Annotated in this window: 24 protein-coding genes; 1 reads left to right on the top strand and 23 read right to left on the bottom strand. The window is 33.2% G+C overall.

Translation table 11 applies throughout. The features are described from left to right. Positions 1 to 154 precede the first annotated feature (154 nt). From BM183_RS16460 to BM183_RS16400, 12 genes are all read right to left on the bottom strand, one after another. Positions 155 to 1018 carry a YitT family protein gene (locus BM183_RS16460; protein ID WP_242961035.1) on the bottom strand — a complete coding sequence of 288 codons (864 nt, stop codon included), beginning with the start codon at positions 1016 to 1018 and terminating at the stop codon, positions 155 to 157. A 229-nt stretch (positions 1019 to 1247) separates the two neighbouring features. Then, entirely contained in the window at positions 1248 to 2438 is a 1191-nt protein-coding gene (locus BM183_RS16455; protein WP_091688000.1) for a CD3324 family protein, read from the bottom strand. Positions 2439 to 2781: 343 nt separating this feature from the next. Continuing rightward, entirely contained in the window at positions 2782 to 2961 is a 180-nt protein-coding gene (locus BM183_RS16450; RefSeq protein WP_091687998.1) for a hypothetical protein, read from the bottom strand. Positions 2962 to 3102: 141 nt separating this feature from the next. After that, positions 3103 to 3666, bottom strand: coding sequence for a TetR/AcrR family transcriptional regulator (locus BM183_RS16445; protein ID WP_091687996.1), 564 nt, complete (start codon positions 3664 to 3666; stop codon positions 3103 to 3105). Positions 3667 to 4018: 352 nt separating this feature from the next. Beyond that, the gene (locus BM183_RS16440; RefSeq protein ID WP_091687994.1) at positions 4019 to 5065 is read right to left on the bottom strand and encodes an MAE_28990/MAE_18760 family HEPN-like nuclease; all 1047 of its coding nucleotides are present in this window, start codon (positions 5063 to 5065) and stop codon (positions 4019 to 4021) included. A gap of 20 nt (positions 5066 to 5085) precedes the next feature. Then, a complete protein-coding gene (locus tag BM183_RS16435; RefSeq protein WP_091687992.1) occupies positions 5086 to 6297 on the bottom strand; it encodes a DUF262 domain-containing protein in 1212 nt (403 codons plus the stop codon). A 1417-nt stretch (positions 6298 to 7714) separates the two neighbouring features. Further along, positions 7715 to 8107 (bottom strand): 30S ribosomal protein S9, encoded by a 393-nt coding sequence (rpsI, locus tag BM183_RS16430; protein ID WP_091687990.1) that lies wholly within the window; start codon positions 8105 to 8107, stop codon positions 7715 to 7717. Between the two features lie 28 nt (positions 8108 to 8135). Then, positions 8136 to 8570, bottom strand: coding sequence for a 50S ribosomal protein L13 (gene rplM, locus BM183_RS16425; protein ID WP_091687988.1), 435 nt, complete (start codon positions 8568 to 8570; stop codon positions 8136 to 8138). 474 nt (positions 8571 to 9044) lie between these two features. After that, positions 9045 to 9803, bottom strand: a complete 759-nt coding sequence (gene truA / locus BM183_RS16420) for a tRNA pseudouridine(38-40) synthase TruA (RefSeq protein ID WP_091687986.1) — start codon at positions 9801 to 9803, stop codon at positions 9045 to 9047. A gap of 392 nt (positions 9804 to 10195) precedes the next feature. Continuing rightward, positions 10196 to 10996, bottom strand: a complete 801-nt coding sequence (locus BM183_RS16410; RefSeq protein WP_091687982.1) for an energy-coupling factor transporter transmembrane component T family protein — start codon at positions 10994 to 10996, stop codon at positions 10196 to 10198. Continuing rightward, positions 10989 to 11864, bottom strand: a complete 876-nt coding sequence (locus BM183_RS16405) for an energy-coupling factor transporter ATPase (protein ID WP_091687980.1) — start codon at positions 11862 to 11864, stop codon at positions 10989 to 10991. Before BM183_RS16405 ends, BM183_RS16410 begins: the two co-directional genes overlap by 8 nt. A gap of 153 nt (positions 11865 to 12017) precedes the next feature. After that, positions 12018 to 12866 (bottom strand): energy-coupling factor transporter ATPase, encoded by an 849-nt coding sequence (locus tag BM183_RS16400; RefSeq protein WP_091687978.1) that lies wholly within the window; start codon positions 12864 to 12866, stop codon positions 12018 to 12020. Positions 12867 to 13286: 420 nt separating this feature from the next. Between BM183_RS16400 and lepB the strand changes: the two genes are divergently transcribed. Continuing rightward, positions 13287 to 13811: a signal peptidase I gene (lepB, locus tag BM183_RS16395; protein ID WP_091687976.1), complete on the top strand. Its 525-nt coding sequence runs from the start codon at positions 13287 to 13289 to the stop codon at positions 13809 to 13811. Between the two features lie 171 nt (positions 13812 to 13982). Here the strand turns inward: lepB and BM183_RS16390 are convergent, their stop codons facing one another. From BM183_RS16390 to secY, 11 genes are all read right to left on the bottom strand, one after another. Then, positions 13983 to 14519, bottom strand: a complete 537-nt coding sequence (locus BM183_RS16390) for a bL17 family ribosomal protein (RefSeq protein ID WP_091687974.1) — start codon at positions 14517 to 14519, stop codon at positions 13983 to 13985. A gap of 26 nt (positions 14520 to 14545) precedes the next feature. Beyond that, complete coding sequence (locus BM183_RS16385) at positions 14546 to 15505, bottom strand: DNA-directed RNA polymerase subunit alpha (protein WP_091687972.1); 960 nt, start codon at positions 15503 to 15505, stop codon at positions 14546 to 14548. A gap of 41 nt (positions 15506 to 15546) precedes the next feature. Further along, the gene (rpsD, locus tag BM183_RS16380; protein ID WP_091687970.1) at positions 15547 to 16143 is read right to left on the bottom strand and encodes a 30S ribosomal protein S4; all 597 of its coding nucleotides are present in this window, start codon (positions 16141 to 16143) and stop codon (positions 15547 to 15549) included. 17 nt (positions 16144 to 16160) lie between these two features. Beyond that, the gene (gene rpsK / locus BM183_RS16375) at positions 16161 to 16562 is read right to left on the bottom strand and encodes a 30S ribosomal protein S11 (RefSeq protein ID WP_091687968.1); all 402 of its coding nucleotides are present in this window, start codon (positions 16560 to 16562) and stop codon (positions 16161 to 16163) included. Positions 16563 to 16594: 32 nt separating this feature from the next. Next, positions 16595 to 16963, bottom strand: a complete 369-nt coding sequence (gene rpsM, locus BM183_RS16370) for a 30S ribosomal protein S13 (protein ID WP_091687966.1) — start codon at positions 16961 to 16963, stop codon at positions 16595 to 16597. 425 nt (positions 16964 to 17388) lie between these two features. Continuing rightward, positions 17389 to 17502 carry a 50S ribosomal protein L36 gene (gene rpmJ, locus BM183_RS16365; RefSeq protein WP_073285411.1) on the bottom strand — a complete coding sequence of 38 codons (114 nt, stop codon included), beginning with the start codon at positions 17500 to 17502 and terminating at the stop codon, positions 17389 to 17391. Positions 17503 to 17683: 181 nt separating this feature from the next. Continuing rightward, positions 17684 to 17902 (bottom strand): translation initiation factor IF-1, encoded by a 219-nt coding sequence (gene infA / locus BM183_RS16360; protein WP_091687964.1) that lies wholly within the window; start codon positions 17900 to 17902, stop codon positions 17684 to 17686. Positions 17903 to 17919: 17 nt separating this feature from the next. Further along, a complete protein-coding gene (locus BM183_RS16355; protein ID WP_091687963.1) occupies positions 17920 to 18192 on the bottom strand; it encodes a KOW domain-containing RNA-binding protein in 273 nt (90 codons plus the stop codon). A gap of 38 nt (positions 18193 to 18230) precedes the next feature. Then, positions 18231 to 18986 carry a type I methionyl aminopeptidase gene (map, locus tag BM183_RS16350; protein WP_091687961.1) on the bottom strand — a complete coding sequence of 252 codons (756 nt, stop codon included), beginning with the start codon at positions 18984 to 18986 and terminating at the stop codon, positions 18231 to 18233. 26 nt (positions 18987 to 19012) lie between these two features. Next, on the bottom strand, positions 19013 to 19657 hold the full coding sequence (locus BM183_RS16345; RefSeq protein ID WP_091687959.1) for an adenylate kinase: 645 nt from the start codon (positions 19655 to 19657) through the stop codon (positions 19013 to 19015). A 104-nt stretch (positions 19658 to 19761) separates the two neighbouring features. After that, entirely contained in the window at positions 19762 to 21090 is a 1329-nt protein-coding gene (gene secY, locus BM183_RS16340) for a preprotein translocase subunit SecY (protein ID WP_091687957.1), read from the bottom strand. Positions 21091 to 21093: the final 3 nt, after the last annotated feature.

The raw sequence follows: 21093 nt of genomic DNA, 5'->3' as shown, positions 1-21093 counted from the left end.
AGTAGCACCCTTCGCTCTTTTGTTATTCCATTTTTTATTTCTACTCTATTATACACTATTTTTTCGATTTGAGGAATTTCCTAATAATTAAAAAAAGCCCTGCAAATGTAATATTCGCAAGGCTTAAAAACTCCATATATTATTGTTACGCTGGCTATTTCACCAAATACTGCTTTCCTTCACTAAACCCTCTTCCCCTCACTTCGCTGACACGGCTAATCATAACGAAGGCATCTTTATCTATTTGATGTACAAGTTTTTCTACTTTGTAAAGTTCACGGTTTGAAACCACGCTTAACAGTATATCCGTCTCTTTTTCCAAATACCCTGTCCTGCCATGTAAAAGAGTGACTCCTCTGTCAATCTCAGAAATAATTACTCCCTTTATCTCTTCCGATTTGTCACTTACTATTTTTAACTGCATTTTATTTGTTCCAAACATAAGAAGTTTATCTAAAACAATAGAATAAACCAGCACCAAAACAATACCATAGAGAATCTTCTCTTTATCACTAAAAGCCGCTTGTAATGCAAGTATCACGCAATCAAAAACATATAAACTTACTGATACCGATATACGGGTATATTTATTGATAATTAATGGTGGTATATCCATACCTCCTGTACTTGCACCGGCCCTGATCACAATAGCAATTGCTGTTCCGATACAGATACCTCCAAAAAGGGTGCATAACAAAATATCATCTGTCACCCTAAATCCCCCGGCTAGCTTTTGTAACACTTCCAACGCAAAGGGATAACAGAATGTACTAACCAGTGTTGTTAGGGCAAAATTCTTTCCCAGAACAATGAAACCCAATACGAACATGGTTATATTAAAACCAAAAACAAGATAGGATACGGGCAAACCAATTAAATGATTAATACTAATTGCAATACCTGTTGTTCCTCCGGTAATCAATCCTGAAGGCAGAATAAAGAACGCTACTCCTGCGGCATAAAGAAAATTACCTAATATAACTATTAGTATATCTAATAACAATTTTGTTCTTTTCATAAAGACCTCCATAAAAAACACGTCTGCTAGTTTTTTCCCTAACAGACGTGGATCAAGGCACTTGCCTAATACTTTATTATTTATACCATAATTTTTTTCAAACTTCAATCCCTTTTATTATGGATTTAATGTGATTTTCATGTCAAACTTGGCAGATTACTTCATACAGCCTACATTATTCTATACTTCGGACATAGTCCTTTAAATTATTATATATTTTTCCATATTGCTACTCTAATTTAACCACATCCTGTATTTTATCCTCATTTTTCTTAACAAAAGAAAATAAATCAGCGGAGTCTTTTGCTAATTTTTCATCTCCTATCCCTAAAAAATATGCTACAAATAATAATTCGATATTCTTCATCACACAAACAATAGCATTCTTTTCAATATCACTTAATGTTGTAATAGAATCATAACCTCTTATTACCTGTTGAATAATTTTATACCACTTTTCTTCTTCAACACGATTATTATCTTCTTCCAAAAGAATTCCTAATAAAAAGTAACATAAATCAAATATACGTATATTACTTTGACTTAAATCAAAATCTATATATCCGGAAAACACTCCGTTGTCAAACAAAAAGTTTCCTAAATGGACATCTCTATGAATTAACTGTTTTGGCAAATCATCATAAAGTTCTGACAACTCATCAATAGAATTCTTTATATCTTCCGGCTTCAAATACTCCGGCTTAAATTCCAGTAAATTGCTACGTACCCAACCTTGCATTTCCTCAATCATACTACTATTCCAATAACTTATACTCTTAGCACATTCCTGAAATGCAAGATGAAGTTTCCCCAATATTCTACCAAACTCGAAAAACCATATATCATCACATTCATTCAGGTTGACAATATTCTTTCCATTCAATTTTGTAGTAAGCACATACATAATTCCGTTATATGTTAAATAGTCCCGTCCATCCGGCAATTTCATAATCTTTGGAACTGGGATTCCCGCTTCATGAAGTGTTTTCATCATTACAATATTTCTTTGTAATGCGTTAGGATTATCATATACCTTCAAAACATAGGAATTGTCAATATTCCATGCTGAATGATATATCTGAACAGGAGTACACTCTATATTCCATTCTTTCAATAGTTCTTCTATCATAATTACTATTCTCTCCATTTTTCTCTTTTGTGTTGAAATAATTCTTCTTACGCTCTGGGAAGACAGGTGATAACGCTCCGATATTACTGATATTTTAATACCTTCAAGGTATTTATCATATATATGTTGATTTCGTAATTCCATTTCACGATGATAATTGGTTCTTTCTCCCCATTTACTTTTCTTTGAATCACTTTTAGGAATATATATGTATACCCCCTCCACATATTTTCTAATCTCATCTAATAATTCCTCTGGTAAAATTTCTTTTCCATTCACATACTTCAGCACAATCACCTCATTCCTATCAATTTTATCATATCAACTATATATTAACATTCTCAAACTCATTTCTGGCAAAATGTTGAGCATATAATCTTTAATTTTATAATAGTGCTCTTACACAATTTCTGACTTCCTTATAATATTATTAATTTCATGAAATGATAAATCTATAGAGTCAAAAAAGGATGTTCCTAATTACCGAAGCAATTAAAACATCCTATATTTTTACTCATTTCCGGCTTAAATTCACACCATTTCAACACTTTCCGGCTCATTTGTTCCCTACATGCTCTGCTATTATTTCATATTCTACAGAATGACTAATAAATACAACATATGTGTTTGTTTCCTATTTTTTTAACATAAACAGCACTATTGTTAATAGTGATATAATTACTGTTGTAAGTGAAAGTACAAAATGAAATTGTATATCTTCTTGGGGATGGGACTTTATCCATAGTCCGCAAATAATTGTAGATATTAACATTACAATTGACACAATACCTAATAGTTTTAATAAAACTGCCATGTAGTTACTCTCCTTTCAATTAATTTGAAAATATATATTTATTAATGATTCAAAATAATACCGGACTCTTTACAAATTCTATCAGCGATGTTATCTCAAATTTAAAAGCTGTAATAGAATATATTCTTAAGTAGTTTTATTTTATTCCCTTCCTAAAAACAGATCCAGCTGGGAATCAAGGAACTCTTCCATCATTGCTTCGTCATCAACATCAATGCCTGAATATTTAAAAAAATCCTTTGACCGATAAAAAATCAGCTGCATGGTATAAACTATATGAAAGGCAATTACCTTACATTGTGTTTCGTCTTTTTTACCCTCATAGTGCTTTTTGATAAATGGCATTATATCGTAGGGTAGTGATATTTCCTCATTTAACATAATATACGGAATAGACATCCTAGTAAGACTGCTATACTTTAACATTGCCTTACAAACATGATAGAGTATATTTCTTAACTGCTCTTTTGCAGTACTGTTATCAGACTTTACATCTACATATTTATAAAATTCTGTTGCGACAATTTCTTCAACGGCAATTTTAAGTAACTCATCTTTTGATTTAAAGCAATAGTTTATCATTGCTAGATTTACTCCTGCTTCAGACGAAATATGGCGTGCTGTAAGTGTTTCAAGGCTATTTCCCTCTGTAAGCAATCGTTTTGTAACTTCAATTAATCTATTTCTTGTTTCTTTATTTCCCAATGTTATTCCCCTCCCTATTAAACATGTTTAAAACATGATTAGTATAGCATCGCTATGTGTATTTGTCAATAGGTTTTTTAGCAAAAATAGGATAACTTAAAAGCCTTTGCAAATATATTATTTGCAAAGGCTTTTAAATCCATATAAAGTTGTCAAATTATCTCTTTGGGTAATAATATTGATTCTTATAACTTTTTATATTTTCTTTATTTACTGAAATCTTAAATATTATGTATCTTTTCACGCAACATCACAACATACAAATATTTTTATATTGTATAAGAAAAGTTTTAAAGCATAATGGAGTTTTAGAATTACATATATGTATTCAATCTTTTAACAATAAAATGACCTAACTATATAAATAGAAATAAGTATATTTATCTTTTGCACTAAAATTCACTTTTAACCCCACTGCTTCATCGCATTCAATACTTGTTTCATTTACCGCTTCATTATTTATCTGAATAGATAAAACTTGCCCAAAGCGTAACTCTTTTGAATCCATATTATATCCATAAATATAGTCATTAGTCTTTATATTTAAGTGTTTATTGTTAATACAAATAATACTACTGTCAATAACTTTAATTGGCTTACCTAATTCTACCTTCTCGGTATTATGAAATTTATTCTTAAATAATTCATATTCTATTATCTCATAAATAGAAATTATCAAAGCTTTTACATATTGAGAATAATTTATTAATATATCTAGCGAAAGCAATTCATCTATATCAGACCCATGTGCAATTTGATTTCTTCTTTCAACTAAATCCTCTAAATATTCATAATAATTATTTTCTTGATATTTTTTCATATTACTAAGCAATTCACCGTCATATTCAGTAAAAAAGTTTACCATAGCTTTAGACTTGGTAATAGTATTTGTAATATTAAAAACTCCAATGTTTTTAAAAAAATCTCTTATTGCATCCTTTCTGAAATTAGTACTGTGATACGTAAATGCATCAACATTAATTTTATACTTCTCCTTACCATTCAAACAACTATTTAAATTTGCTATAACTTCGTTAATCAAAATATGCTCGTATTTACTTAATATATTTGTATATTTAAGTAAGTCTGCTGACATCCCTACATGATTTTCTTTTATGGCTTCTGGGAGATTTTTATACTCATTTACGCAGTCATTTAGCTCGCTAAGATACTCTGCAACAATTTGCTCAACAAAGCCTTCCCAAATACCATACAGTGTTATTATAACTAAATTGTAATCATATGTTCTTTTATTTAAATCAGTATGAAACTTTACAAATTCAGAAGATATTTTAGAATCCCTATTTTCTTTAACCACTTCATATAAGTGCTGAGTTTGATCAATATAATTTATAAGATTATCTATTTTTATTAAATATTCATCTAATGTACTTTTCATATTAAATCCTTTTATCTAATTTACTCTAAATAAGATTTAAAGAAATTCTCAAATAATACAATGCGCTTTTCAATATCATTCTTATTACTACTTCGTCCTTCAAATGCATCATAATTTTCTTGATAAAAATTCTTTACTTCGTTTCGTATTATCTCTTTATTCTTTAGGAGTATATCTTTTGAATATATCATCTTTGACAATACATGCATTAATGGATCATATATTGTAGTAGTGGCTCTAGAGAACCAATTCCATGACTCATCAGAATAATTTGTACTTCTTTTTCTCCACATATAAAAAGCACTGCTCCCAAATAAATCAAAAGCAAATTCAATTGTTTCTTCAAATAATGCTCTCAGTGAATTGAGTGTACTATCATCGTAAAAGTTTGTTTTTTTTAAATACATGTCTAAAAACTCACTTAAAGTTCTATTAGCGTAACCATCTATTTGGCGCATAGCAAAAAATCTCAACACATATTCTACATCTTCCATTTTTTTATACCGTTCATTTTGTAGTAATAGACTATTTATATCGTATATAAAACTTATTTGTAATTCTAGTTCTTCGTGCGGAATATCTAACATTGCGCATAAATATTTATTACGAGATAATTGGAGACACATCTGATTCATTTTACCATTATACAATGCATTTCTTGTTTCCTGCCCCTCGAGTTTAACCCCACCACTATTAATTCTCTCAAAAACAAGCTGTTTCATACCTTGTGCTTCTTCCTTGCTCTTTGCGCTTTCTTGTAAAAGAATAATAGATGATATATATCTACGGTCAACTCCTTTTCTAATTTTTTCAGGTAAATTGCTATAATATCGTCCATTTAATTCTGGCCATAATTGCAAACCTACAAGTTTAAAAGAATCGTTATAAAAATCATATATTGTTGACAATCTTTGTAATCCATCCATTACTTCGTAATGAGAAAATTCATTTTCGTATAAAAAAACAGGAGGTATGGGGACATTCATTATAAATGATTCTATAAGCTTAGATTTCTTTACATCATCCCAACGCCTACGTCTTTGGAAATCCGGATTTAATTCATAATTTTTGCTATCAATCATCATTGTTATTGTGTTTAGCGGATATCTTGCTTGTTCTGTAACTATTCGTACTTCACCAAGAATATATTTCTCATTTATTTCATTATCTGCTATGTTCATAATACCTATACTCTTTTCATCAAACTCGATTTTTTCATTTTCAAATAACATAATATCCTCCATAGTATTATTTACTCGATCGTATATATTTATTAATAATATTATAGCATACATAACTTTTACAGTAAAATATATTTCATTATTTAATTACTCTGTATGTTCTTAGATCTAGTATTGAAACAACGTATTAAAAAATACAAGAGTCTTTCTTACTGAATACTTCAAATCACTTCACAGCTTATAATCGGCATCCCTTATTCAAAACAAGTAAAAAGGAAGCGCGGGACAGGGTCATCACTGTCTAATCCTATAATCTTCGTAGCTACAGCAGTAAGAAATAAATCATCACAAACAGAATAGCCACAAACCTTTTAAAATTCCTTATTGAGTTTACTGTTTCATTAATGCTCTGATGAAACGTCTGTTTATACTGCCACATTTACATTACCAGAATGAATGAGAGAAGATAAATCATATAAATTTGTTAAAGAAAATATGTTGACTTCAAAAGTCACGTAAGGGTTAGTCGGCCTGAGAGCAAAAGTTAAAAGAGTATCAGAGGAATACTTTAAGATCTATGTCTCAATAAGTTAAAGCCTTTCATGCATACAACTAGTACCCATACTAGCCTCAATAAAGAAAGGAAGGAAATTCCACTGTCACAGGCCAATGTAAAGAAGTTATACACAATCATGCAAAGTATATTCACATTTACAGCAACTCATGACTACATGAAAGAACCCCTGTCCAGAAACGTTATACTCACATCCAAGAAAGCTACCACAGAAGTGAAACATAAATACCTACTGAAATAGAGATACTCCTATCCTTTAATCTATTTCGGGATTATTCTATACTCAATACAATCTTAAAGCTGCTCCTGTTTACGGGTATACACTTCGGTAAATATTTGTTGCTTCAATAGGAGGACATAGGCTTCAATAAAAACACTACATCAGACGTTAGCAGTAAGCACTTCCTTATCACTTCAAGGAGTAAAAGCAGCTATTATCGATTCAATAAAAAATCCTGAGAGAGCATAAGAAACACCAGTTAGGACCTGCAAATAACTCAAATAGAATACATTTATCCATCAGGAAATGTTCTTTAATTCTGATACCGGAAACTATAAAGACAGATGAAGCTTTAATACTTCTTTCCGTAACCGCATCAAAGGAACTGATTTAATTTCCTTACACTTCATTCCCTGCGCCACTATAATGCTACACTCCTATTAAACAGTGGCGTTGATATTAAATAGTATTTGATCACTTAGGCCATTCAGACGTAGGAGTAGCAGCATATATATGTACTGACGTCCTTGCATCTACCAGAAAGAAAACTGCTGGGTTATAGAATTGAAATTAACAAAATATAAAGTCACTACAAATTCACAACAACAATAATATTTTTAGCATCAAAAAAGCCTTGAAACGTTGAAATTTCAAGGCTTTTATAATTATTCTTATTATCTCTTGGAGAACTGAGGAGCACGACGAGCTGCTTTTAAGCCGTACTTCTTTCTTTCCTTCATTCTTGGATCTCTTGTTAAGAATCCTGCTTTCTTTAAAGTAGGACGATAATCTGCATCAGCATGTAATAATGCTCTGGAGATACCATGTCTGATTGCACCAGCTTGACCAGTGAATCCGCCACCATGTACATTAACAAGAACGTCAAACTTATCAACTGTATCAGTTAATACAAGTGGTTGACGAACGATTAATTTCAATGTTTCTAAACCGAAATATTCATCCATATCTCTTTTATTTATAACAACTTTACCAGTTCCTGGTACTAAATATACTCTCGCGATACTGCTTTTTCTTCTTCCTGTTCCGTAATATCTTGCCTTAGCCAATGTTATTGCCTCCTTTCAACCTTTCTGATTAATATTTAATCTCTAATACTTCTGGTTTTTGAGCTGCATTATTGTGCTCTGGGCCAGCGTATACATGTAATTTTGTAATCATTTGTCTTCCTAAAGGTCCCTTTGGAAGCATGCCTTTTACAGCTAATTTAACAGCTTCTCCAGGCTTCTTAGCATTTAATTCTCTTAATGTAGTTTCTCTCATACCACCTACATAATCAGAGTGATTGTAGTAAATCTTTTGATCTAATTTCTTACCAGTAACTTTTATTTTATCAGCATTTACAACGATTACATAATCACCAGTGTCAACATGTGGTGTGTAAGTTGGTTTATTTTTTCCTCTTAATATCTTTGCAATCTCAGATGAAAGACGACCTAATGTGTGTCCGGTAGCGTCGATAACATACCATTTTCTTTCTATGGTTGCTGGACTAGCCATAAAGCTTTTCATGGTTTAACCTCCTTGGATTAATTAAAATCTCAATTATATTCATAGTTATATGTTAAAATACTCTACCCGGGGCTTGGCTCAAGTATTCTCACGTCACGTCTTAATATTATATAACATCTCGCCTGGTGTGTCAAGAGTTTTATTCTTTTCTTGCGTTTGCTCTTGCATTTGTCAAGATTAATCTGCAAAAAATTTATGATATATTTATAATCTCAATTTTTATAATTTACTAAGTTTTTATACAGATTTTAACTTTTTTATACCGATGCATCTTTTATATCGGTTTCTTTTAACCAATTTCGATTTTTTAACTTTTACTTATTATAATTTTTTATTATTTAAGCTTTAAATTTATTTATAATTTACAATATGTCATAATACTATTTTTTATATAACTGTTACATACTTAATCCGTAACAAAGAATTACTATAATAATTTCCAGACTGTATTTATTGTAGTCATTTTATATACAATCACTTATTTTCATCTACTAAATCCGGATACTCAATACATTTTAACATCAATCCCTGGGCAGGTGCCTTTGGTCCTGCTGCCATCCGGTCTTTCTTTTCCAAAATCTCATGTACATGTTCCGGCGGATAAACTCCAAGACCAACCTTAACCAAAGTACCAACAATAATCCTCACCATATTATATAAGAAGCCATTTCCAGATATGGTAATGTCAATCATATCTTTATTTCTTTCGATATTTATATCATATACCCTTCGAATGGTATCCACTACCTGGGTACGATTGGAACAAAAGCTTTTAAAATCATGTTCCCCTACCAAATACTCCGCTGCTTTTTTCATAGCATCTGTATCTAAGGGATAATATATAAAATAAGAATATAGCCGTTCCGTAGGTATTGGGAATCTACTATTTAAGATTCTATATTCATATGTTTTCCTGCTGTTGCAATACCTTGGGTGAAAATCTAAGGGAACTTCCCTTGATTTTTGAATCACAATATCCTTAGGTAATCTTTGATTTAGTGCAAATGAAATTTTCTCACCAGGGATTTTTGTATTGGTATCAAATACGGCAACATTGCCCAAGGCATGAACGCCAGAATCTGTTCTGCTTGCACCAATAACGAAGATTGGCTCCTTTAACAGCTCTGTAAGGGTTTTATTTATTATTTCTTCAACCGTAATTCCATTGGGTTGTATTTGCCATCCACAGTAGTTGGTACCGTCATATGCAATCTCCAGCATGACTCTTTTCATTCTTATACCCTTTGCATATCACATCCACTTACAAATATGATACTGCCATAACAAACCAGTTGAAAGAATGATTTAGTGGCAACCTTTCTTAATAATATATTTTCTTCCAACCTTTGAAAGAATGATGTAGCATCCTTTCTTTATACCATTTTCCAAATTTCGAAAGAATGATTTTGGGCATCCTACACATATCATTCCTCCAACTTTCTAAAAAATGATTTTGCGCTCTATCATTACAATTATTTTTCCTTAAACTTTTGGAAGAATGATTTTGCGGCTCTATATTATATCTTTCTTTCAACTTTACTGACATTTTACCTCTGTATAGAATTTCAAATAATGGTGAAGAAGTTCAGCATAAAATTACAATAGAGTTCACAACTAAGTTCTTCCTATAAATACTTATTAATCGCGATAATTCCTGCTACATACATAATGAGTATTAAATACGCTAACATGTCTTTACCGGCATACTTTAATGGCTTCATCTTTGTTCTGCCTTCACCGCCTCGGTAACATCTGGCTTCCATAGCCATTGCCAGATCATTTGCCCTGCGGAATGCAGACACAAACAGAGGAACTAACAATGGAATTAAACTCTTTGCTCTTTTTATCAAACCTCCGGATTCAAAATCAGCACCTCTTGCCATCTGTGCCTTCATGATCTTATCGGTCTCTTCCATTAATATTGGAATAAAGCGAAGAGCTATGGACATCATCATGGATATCTCATGGACCGGTACTTTGATTTTCTTTAGAGGTCCCATTAACTTTTCTAAACCGTCTGTTAATTGGTTTGGAGTTGTCGTAAATGTCATAATGGAAGAACCCAGCAGTAAAAATATAAGTCTTAACCCCATAAGAATAGCTGATTCTATACCTTCCCAGGTTACTCTTATAAATCCAAAGCTAAATGCCTCATTTCCGGGAGTAAAAAATAAGTTAAATGCCACCATGAAAAGCAGCAGAAACAGGACTGCTTTTAATCCTCGTAATATAAACTTAACAGGCACTTTAGAGAGAGTTATTATGAGCCCAAGAAATACCGCAGCAAATATATAACCATAATAATTTTGAATAAAAAACAGGAATACGATATATAGTATAGTGCCAACTAATTTTACCCTTGGATCTAATTTATGAAGGATGGAATTAGAAGGATAATATTGTCCAATTGTAATATCTCTAATCATTTCTAATCTCCAATCCGGTTCCCTTTTTTAATACCCGTAAAATCTCTTCTTTGGCTTCTTCCACTGTAATAGGGGTTGTCTTAACCGGAATGCCTCGAATCTTTAGTTCATTCATAACATAGGTAACCTGCGGTGCTGCAAGTCCTATTGCCTCTAATTCTTTGTAATTAGCGAAAACCTTTTGGGGGGTATCATTAAATGCTATCTCACCTTTATTCATAACTATTAATCTATCTACATATCTGGCTACATCTTCCATGCTATGGGAAACCAGAATTACTGTAATGTTGCTTTCTTTATGAAGGTATGCAATCTGATCTAATATCTCGTCTCTACCCTTGGGGTCTAACCCTGCGGTGGGTTCATCTAAGATTAATACCTCCGGTTTCATTGCCAAAACTCCTGCAATAGCTACCCTTCTTTTTTGCCCTCCTGATAATTCAAATGGCGATGCATCCAATAAATCATTATCTAAACCAACCATTTTCATGGCTTCGTAGGCTCTTAGTTCTATCTGAAGTTCATCCAATCCTTGATTTCTAGGGCCAAAACATATATCTTTAAATACTGTAGTTTCAAACAACTGGTGTTCCGGGTATTGAAACACAAGGCCAACTTTATTTCTCAGACTCTTCATATTATAATTTTTATCATAAATATTTTCGCCATTATAATATATATCACCGCTGGTACCTTTCATTAACCCGTTAAGATGCTGTGTCAGGGTAGATTTTCCGGAACCGGTATGTCCGATTAATCCTATGAATTCACCGTCATTAATAACGAGATTAATATTTTTAAGTGCATGCTTCTCATAAGCTGTACCCGTGCTATATATATAATTCAATTTATCTATTATGATTGACATATTAACCTCAATTCCAGCGCTTTTACGCTTTTTAATAACGTGAGCAATTAATGCATATGAACTAATTGCCTTGAAAAAGCAATGTTTTTCCAGCCTAACCTTTTTCGTGTATTATGCCTGTTTATTTCTAAGCTTTATATAATTCGTTCATTGTTATAATTTACAAATAGCGTCCACCAATTCTTTTATGGACAATATTCCTTCCGGAATACTTAGACCGCTTCTCTTTAGCTCAAAAGCCAATTCTGTTACCTGGGGAACGTCTAATCTATATTTCTTCAGCATATCAACTTTCGAAAAGATTTCTTTGGGAGTTCCCTCCATTACTACTTTACCCTCATCCATAACAAATACTTTATTTGCTGATATTACTTCTTCCATGTAATGGGTAATCAGTATAACAGTCACCTTTTCTTTTTCATTTAGTTCTTTTACTGTTCGTATTACTTCTTTACGTCCATTTGGGTCTAACATAGCAGTTGGTTCGTCAAGAACAATACATTCCGGTTTCATTGCCATTATACCTGCAATGGCAACCCTTTGCTTTTGTCCTCCGGACAACTTGTTTGGGGAATGGGTTCTGTATTCCATCATACCTACAGCATTTAGACTTTCTTCTACCCGTCTCCAGATATCTTCTGTGGGAACTCCCAGATTCTCAGGGCCAAAACCCACATCTTCTTCAACTACAGTTGCTATAATCTGATTATCGGGGTTTTGAAAAACCATTCCCGCCGACTGACGAATATCCCAAAGTTTATCTTCATCGCTGGTATTCATGTCTTTAAACCACATAGTACCTTCTGTTGGCACCAGAATAGAATTAATGTGTTTTGCTAAGGTAGACTTACCAGATCCATTATGCCCTAAGATCGCAACAAAGTCACCTTTTTGTACATCTATGTTAACATGATCAATGGCACGATTAATAGACTCTACATTACCTTCTTCATCTCGTCTGATGTATTCAAATGTTAAGTTTTCTGATCTAATAATTCCCATGGCTCATCCTTTAATTCTCGTATTTTTAATCCAATTTCATCAACTTTATACATTGTAAATTATTATTATACTAAATGCAATGGCATTTTACAATTCTTTTATTACATAGATGCCTTGCTAATGGTATTATATATCTAATTTTACTTTTCAGCCAAAATATAGAAGTAATTTTTAACAATCCATAAATTTTTCATAATTATCTTCTTATTCTCTTAATAGCTTATTATTTTCTTTAATAACTGTTTTATTGACATACATTAAATAATAGTATATATTTTTAAGTATGTTAATGTTTGTCAATAGTAAATCATGCAATTATAAATCTGTAATCCTTAGGATTTTTAAATGATTTAAGTTCTATTTCTAAAGAGAAGCATTCATTAATGTACATATAATTTAGTGGGTTGAAGGAGATACCATATGGATAAAAATAAGAAATCTGAAATTTTAAGCTGGATAAAAATAGTTGTTTCAGCATTTGTCGTTGCACTTGTCATAAATAATTTCATTATTGTAAAAGCAGAAGTACCAACCGGCTCCATGGAGAATACGGTAATGACTCATGACCAAATTGTTGGTTATCGGCTGGCCTATCTTTTCTCAACGCCAAAGCGGGGAGATATTATAATGTTTCCTTTCCCCGATGATGAATCTACGAACTATTTAAAGAGAATCATCGGACTTCCCGGTGAAGTGATTGAGATTATTGATGGAAAAGTGTACATAAACGGCAATACAGAGCCTTTAAAAGAAGACTATTTAAAAGAAGAGCCCAAAGGTTCTTATGGACCTTATACTGTACCGGAGGATTCCTATTTTATGATGGGAGACAATCGAAACTCTTCTTTGGATTCGAGAGTCTGGGAACATCCTTTTGTGAAAAAGAAAAAAATTATTGGAAAAGCGGTATTTCGCTATTCTCCAAAAATCGGTTTTATCGAGTAAGATAAATATCCAAGTACCAAGTATAAAAATGAATTATAAAAAGTGACTGCTTTATATAGTTCTAACCAAAAAGGCGAAGAAACTCAACCAAATGTGAGGTTCTTCGCCTTTTTGGCGCAGAATGACAGTTTGTAACCGCCACTCTTTTATATAATTTATATTTAATATAATTTACACTAATTCGATTAAAACTTCCATAGCAGCATCGCCTTTACGTGGTCCAATCTTAACGATTCTTGTATAACCACCGTTACGGCTTACATACTTAGGTGCGATTTCATCAAATAGTTTATCTGTTACATCAACAGTTTTTGTGTTTTTCTTTTTACCTGCAGCTTCTGCTGGTACTTCTGTAACAGTGTAAAGGGTTTTAAGCATTTGTCTTCTTGCATGAAGACGGGATGCTTTGTCTTTCTTAATTGTTTTTTCAACGTTGTCATATACAGTAACTTTCTTACCGTCTACAACTTCCTTTACTCTTTTGCCGTCTTTATCTTTACGTGCAACCTTAGCAGTTACAGTTACAGTATCATAATTATCTTTTTCTTTAACAGCTAATGCAATCATACCTTCAGCAATTTTGCGGATTTCTTTTGCTTTTGCTTCAGTAGTTACGATTTTGCCATGATATAATAAATTCGTTACTTGATTTCTAAGCAACGCTTTTCTCTGACTGGAAGTTCTTCCTAGTTTTCTATAGCCTGCCATTTCTTTCCCTCCTTTGACCTCTGTCTTTAGTCTTCACTACTAGCAAGTGATAAACCAAGCTCTTTTAGCTTTGCAAGTACTTCTTCCAAGGATTTACGACCAAGGTTTCTAACCTTCATCATATCTTCAGAAGTTTTGTTAGTTAATTCTTCAACCGTATTTATACCTGCTCTCTTTAAGCAATTATAGGAACGAACAGATAATTCAAGTTCGTCAATATTCATTTCAAGAACTTTCTCTTTTTCATTATCCTCTTTTTCAATCATAATTTCTGCAGTTCTTGCATTTTCGGATAAATCAATAAAAGAATTCAGATGTTCGCTTAATACTTTAGCAGCTAAACTAACCGCTTCATCTGGTCCTAAAGTTCCGTTGGTATAAACATCAAGTGTAAGCTTATCAAAATCTGTTATCTGACCAACACGAGTGTTTTCAACAGATATATTAACGCGTTCTACAGGAGTGTAGATGGAATCAATTGGTATAACTCCAATTGGTAAATCTTCATTCTTGTTTTTATCTGCACTAATATATCCTCTACCCTTTGTAATAGTAAGTTCCATATATAATTTACTATCAGCACCGCCATTAAGTGTTGCTATTGGTAGTTCAGGATTAAGAATCTCTATATCCGGATCAGCCTGAATATCAGCAGCTGTTACAACTCCTTCACCTTCGAATTCAATGTATGCAGTCTTAGGTTCATTTGTTTCATTGGAATTTTTAATAGCTAAGCTTTTAATATTCATGATGATTTCAGTTACATCTTCTTTTACACCAGAAATAGCACTGAACTCGTGAACAACACCGTCAATCTTAACTTGACTGACAGCGGCTCCGGGTAAGGATGAAAGCATAATTCTTCTTAGAGAATTGCCTAGTGTTGTACCGTATCCTCGTTCCAAAGGTTCTACTACAAAACGTCCAAATTTTTTATCTTCAGAAATTTCTGCAATTTCAATTTTTGGTTTTTCAAAATCAAACACAATAGGACCCTCCTTTTGGGTTATTATGATACGATTAATGATTACTTAGAATACAACTCGACGATAAGCATTTCATCTACCGGAACATCAATTTGGTCTCTTGAAGGAATCTCTTTTACCTTACCGGAAAGAGCTTCATGATCTACTTCAAGCCATGCTGGTACTAATCTGCCAGCTGTTACTTCTAATACATCTTTATATCTTTGTGCACTCTTGAATTTTTCTTTAATTTCAATAACATCACCAGCTTTTACCTGATAAGATGGAATGTTGATGCATCTTCCATTAACAAGTACATGCTTGTGATCTACGATCTGTCTAGCTTCTGCTCTTGTTCTGCCGAAACCTAAACGGAAAACTACGTTATCCAGTCTGAGTTCAAGAAGAATCATTAAGTTTTCACCAGTTGTACCGTATTTCATTTTTTTAGCTTTATCAAAATTGTTTCTGAAAGGTTTTTCCAGAACACCATATATAAATTTAGCTTTTTGCTTTTCTCTTAACTGTAATCCGTATTCGCTGATTTTTTTACCAGCTCTGGATGATGTTCTATTAGATTTCTTGTCTATACCTAAATATGCAGGTTCTAGACCAAGTGTTCTACATTTTTTTAATACAGGACCCATGTCTCTTGCCATCGTTTACTTACCTCCTATTAGACTCTTCTGCGTTTTGGTGGTCTACATCCGTTATGTGGAACTGGAGTAACATCCTTGATACTTGTTACTTCAATACCACAAGCTTGAAGTGCACGAATTGCAGCTTCTCTACCTGAACCAGGACCTTTAACCATAACATCAACAGATTTTAAACCGTGAACTAATGCTGCTTTAGCTGCTGTTTCTGCTGCCATTTGTGCTGCATAAGGAGTTGATTTTCTAGAACCTCTAAAACCTAAACCACCAGCGCTAGCCCATGAAAGAGCATTGCCTTCTGCATCTGTAAGAGTAACAATTGTATTATTAAAAGATGACTGAATATGTGCCTGTCCACGATCGACGTTTTTCTTAACACGTTTCTTGGTCACTTTTTTTGCTGTTGCTAACTTTTTAGCCATTTAACAAACCCTCCTATTGGATTTTTATTACATTATTTCTTCTTGTTTGCAACTGTACGCTTAGGACCTTTTCTAGTTCTAGCATTAGTTTTAGTCTTTTGACCACGAACTGGAAGGCCTTTTCTATGACGGATTCCTCTATAGCATCCGATCTCTTGAAGTCTCTTAATATTAAGTGCGATTTCTCTACGTAAATCACCTTCAACCTGTTGTGATGCATCAATAACATCACGAATTCTTCCCACTTCTTCGTCAGTTAAATCTCTAACACGAGTGTCCGGATTAACATTTGCCTCTGCAAGAATACGATTAGCGCTTACTCTTCCGATACCGAAAATATAAGTAAGACCGATTTCTACACGTTTCTCTCTTGGTAAATCTACACCACTAATACGAGCCATGTGCGTAATACACCTCCGTTAATTATTTGGGTGAATATAATAAGTATCATATACTGTTGTATACGGTGAAATGCATACCTCTTATGTCCACACTCACTTTGATTGATATTTTTTCATTAAACATTTTAAAAATAACTTTTGCAATGCCAACACTTCCAAGTGTTTCATTGCGCAGCCGCTTTAAATTGTGACAAGCAAAAACCCTATGTTTACTTGCTGAACATCATGATAATGACATGATGTTCAAAACAATAATCAATAGTTCCGTATTAAATTATGCTCCAGGAACAATAGGGTTCAATACAGAGTATTGAAAATTGTTCACAATATCACAATTGCCAAATGCAGATTGTAACACAGAAAGCAAGAACTACTATATATAAAACAATAAAACCGCTGTAGGAACAGCCAGCTTTTATTGAATATTAGCCTTGTCTTTGTTTGTGTCTAGGATTTTCACAGATTACTCTGATACTTCCCTTTCTTTTAATAATCTTGCACTTTTCGCAAATTGGTTTTACTGATGACCTTACTTTCACAGTAATTCACTCCTTTCAAAAAAAGTCCGTCTTACATTATAACATTGTACTTGCTGAAAATCAAGTAAAAACTAATATTTTTATATGAAATAAATAAAACACTTTTAAGCCAATTGTCTTATTTATTATGACGGTACCCTTGTTGCTGTCAGATGCTACAAAGTATAATCTTTGCAGCCTGTTATTTATCACGCCAGATAATTCTTCCTTTTGTTAAATCATATGGAGATAATTCTAAGGTAACTTTATCGCCTGGTACAATTTTGATGAAGTTCATACGAAGTTTTCCACTTATATGTGCTAAAACTCTATGTCCGTTCTCTAATTCCACTTGAAACATAGCATTTGGTAATTTTTCAACTACAGTTCCTTCAATTTCTACAACATCTGATTTTGACATATTGTCACCTCCATGATTTAGGATTTTAGGTCTTTAAAAAGTTTTATTGCTCTTTTTATTTCTTCATTGGTTATCTTTTCATTATTGACATATTTTTTTATTAAATTACTGTCTTTAAAATGAACAAGCTGAACATGCTTTTTGTTTTTCTTCTTTGGTCTGTCAACTGTTCGAAATACGCCATCTACTAAGTATACATATTCAGAATCTGATTTTACTATGACAAAGTGTTCACCTTTATCATGGCCGGCCTTTGATATTACTATTTCGCCAACTTCATACTCTATCATAAAAATCTCCATTCTACCGAAACAAAATCATTTTTTTATTACTTTAGAATCGATAATATTTCCGGTTCTCCATCCGTAATAAGGATAGTATTTTCATAATGCGCAGATAAAGAGCCATCATCAGTAACAACAGTCCAATCATCATCTTCCCAATATACATCATAACGGCCTGCATTAACCATAGGTTCGATTGCTAAGGTCATTCCAGGTTCCAGTTTGATACCTCTTCTTTTCTGTCTAAAATTCGGAATCTGAGGTTCTTCGTGCATCTCGGTACCAATTCCATGTCCTACTAAATCTCTAACAACTGAAAATCCGAAAGATTCAACATAATCTTGTATGGCAGCGGAAATCTCATGTAGATGATTGCCAGCTTTTGCAAATTTAATACCTTCATAAAAGCTTTCCTGAGTTACTTTAATCAATTTCTTAGCTTCTTCACTAACTTCCCCAACTGCCCAGGTTCTTGCTGCATCTGATTGATAACCTTTGTAAATAACTCCGGCATCCAGACTGACAATGTCACCTTCTTTTAAGAAGGTTTTCTTATTGGGGATTCCATGCACCACCTGCTCATTTATGGATACACAAACAGAGGCAGGAAAACCGTTGTAGTTTAAGAAGGACGGAATGCAATCATAACTTCGTATTAATTCATCTGCCTTTTTATCAATGTCTAATGTAGATATTCCTGGTTGTATAATATTTTTCAGTTCTTCGTGAACAGTGGCTAGGATACGCCCTGCTTCACGCATTAATTCTATTTCTCTTTCTGATTTAATTGTTACTGCCATTTTGTTCTCCCTTGCGATAAACCATACTAGTTTTCCAGTATCTTTTCAATAGCTGAAAATACGTCAGTCATTTCCATTGTGCCATCAACTTCAACCAATACACCTTGGTCTATGTAGTATTCAATTAATGGTTGTGTTTGTTCATGGTAAACACGCAAACGTTTTATTACGGTTTCCGGCTTATCATCATCACGTAAAACAGTGTTTCCGCCGCAGACATCGCAGATGCCTTCTATCTTTGTAGGTATATTAACGATATGATACGTAGCTCCGCATGTTAAACATGCTCTACGCCCGGACATTCTATCTACAATATTTTGATCTGGTATTTCTATATTAATAGCATAGTCTATTTTTTGGTTCATATTCATTAGTGCTGAATCTAATGCTTCTGCCTGAGGAATTGTTCTTGGAAAACCGTCTAATACGTATCCGTTTTTGCAATCCTCCTGGCCTACACGGTCTACTACTAAATCTACAACTAATTCATCAGGAACCAGTAACCCCTGATCCATAAATGTTTTTGCTTTGTTTCCTAACTCTGTACCATTTTTAATGTTTGCTCTAAATATATCGCCGGTTGAAATATGCGGAATTTTATATTTAGCTGCAATTTTTTTAGCTTGTGTTCCTTTTCCTGCTCCCGGAGCTCCTAGCATAATAATCTTCATACCGATTTCCTCCCACATTTATCATCTAAAACATCTAAAAATGTAAAATCTGCAAATGGCGGGGCAGAAGCCCCGCCTTCACATTCTAATTTACTCTATGTTTACTAATCGTTAAGAAATCCTTTGTAATGACGTACTAACATCTGTGATTCAATTTGTTTCATTGTCTCAAGAACAACACCAACAACAATGATCAGAGATGTTCCGCCAAATGTAACGTATGCGCCAAAAGCACCCAAGAAAATAAGAGGTACAATAGCTACAATGGTAAGTCCAACAGCACCGATAAATATGATATTATTCAGTACTTTGGTTAAGTATTCTGTAGTTGGTTTTCCCGGACGAATACCAGGTATAAAACCACCCTGCTTTTTCATATTATTCGCTATTTCAATTGGATTGAAAGTAATGGAAGTATAAAAATAAGCAAAGAATACTAATAATGCGATATAAATTAATGCTCCCAGCGTATATTTAAACTCGCCCCAGCTTGAGATATTGAACCATTTTGATTGATTCAATAAATATAAGATCTTAGGCAATACGTGGGCTCTTGCTGGCTCAACGCCAAAGAAAGAAGCTACAACAATAGGAAACTGCATAAAAGAACTAGCAAAAATTACTGGTATAACACCGGCAGTATTTACCTTTAAAGGAATATGAGAGGATTGTCCTCCAATCATTTTTCTGCCTTGTACTTTTTTAGCGTACTGTACTGGTATTTTTCTTTCTGCATCTTGTAATACAATAATGAATAATACCATGGCTACGATTACTGCAACAATTATTACAGCAGCAATAATAGCATTTACTACAGTAGGTGCACCTGCGATAAATTGTTTATATAAGTTCACAAAATCTCTTGGCATTCCTGCAACAATATTAATTAACAAGATAATTGAAATACCGTTACCAACACCTTTTTCTGTAATTCTTTCACCTAACCACATTAAGAATGCAGAACCAGCTGAGAAAGAAGCAACAATAACAGCAACATTTGCAAAGGTTCCACCGCCTTCTAATAAGCCTGAGCTACCAAAGCCGATAGCCATTGCAAATGATTCGATTACTGCTAATCCAACAGTTACATAACGTGTATATTCCTGGATCTTTTTCTTGCCGTCTTCGCCTTCTTTTTGCATCTCTTCCAATTTAGGAATTGCTATGGTTAATAGCTGCATAATGATGGAAGAAGTAATATATGGCGTAATACTAAGTGCAAAGATAGACATCTGGGTAAAAGAACCGCCTGTTAGGGTATCAAAGAACCCTAACGCAGTCTGGGATCCAACCCAAAACTCAAAGTAAGCTCTATTGATACCTGGTACAGGAAGTATGGAACCTAATCTTATTATTATCAGTGCTACAAAAGTGTATAATAACTTACGTCTTATATCCTTAATTTTTAAAGCATTTCGGAACGTTTTAAACATATC

The organism is Anaerocolumna aminovalerica, assembly GCF_900115365.1.
Lineage (GTDB): Bacteria > Bacillota > Clostridia > Lachnospirales > Lachnospiraceae > Anaerocolumna > Anaerocolumna aminovalerica.
The sequence above is the reverse complement of the archived record's forward strand: the minus strand, read 5'-3'. Positions and strand labels throughout refer to the sequence as shown.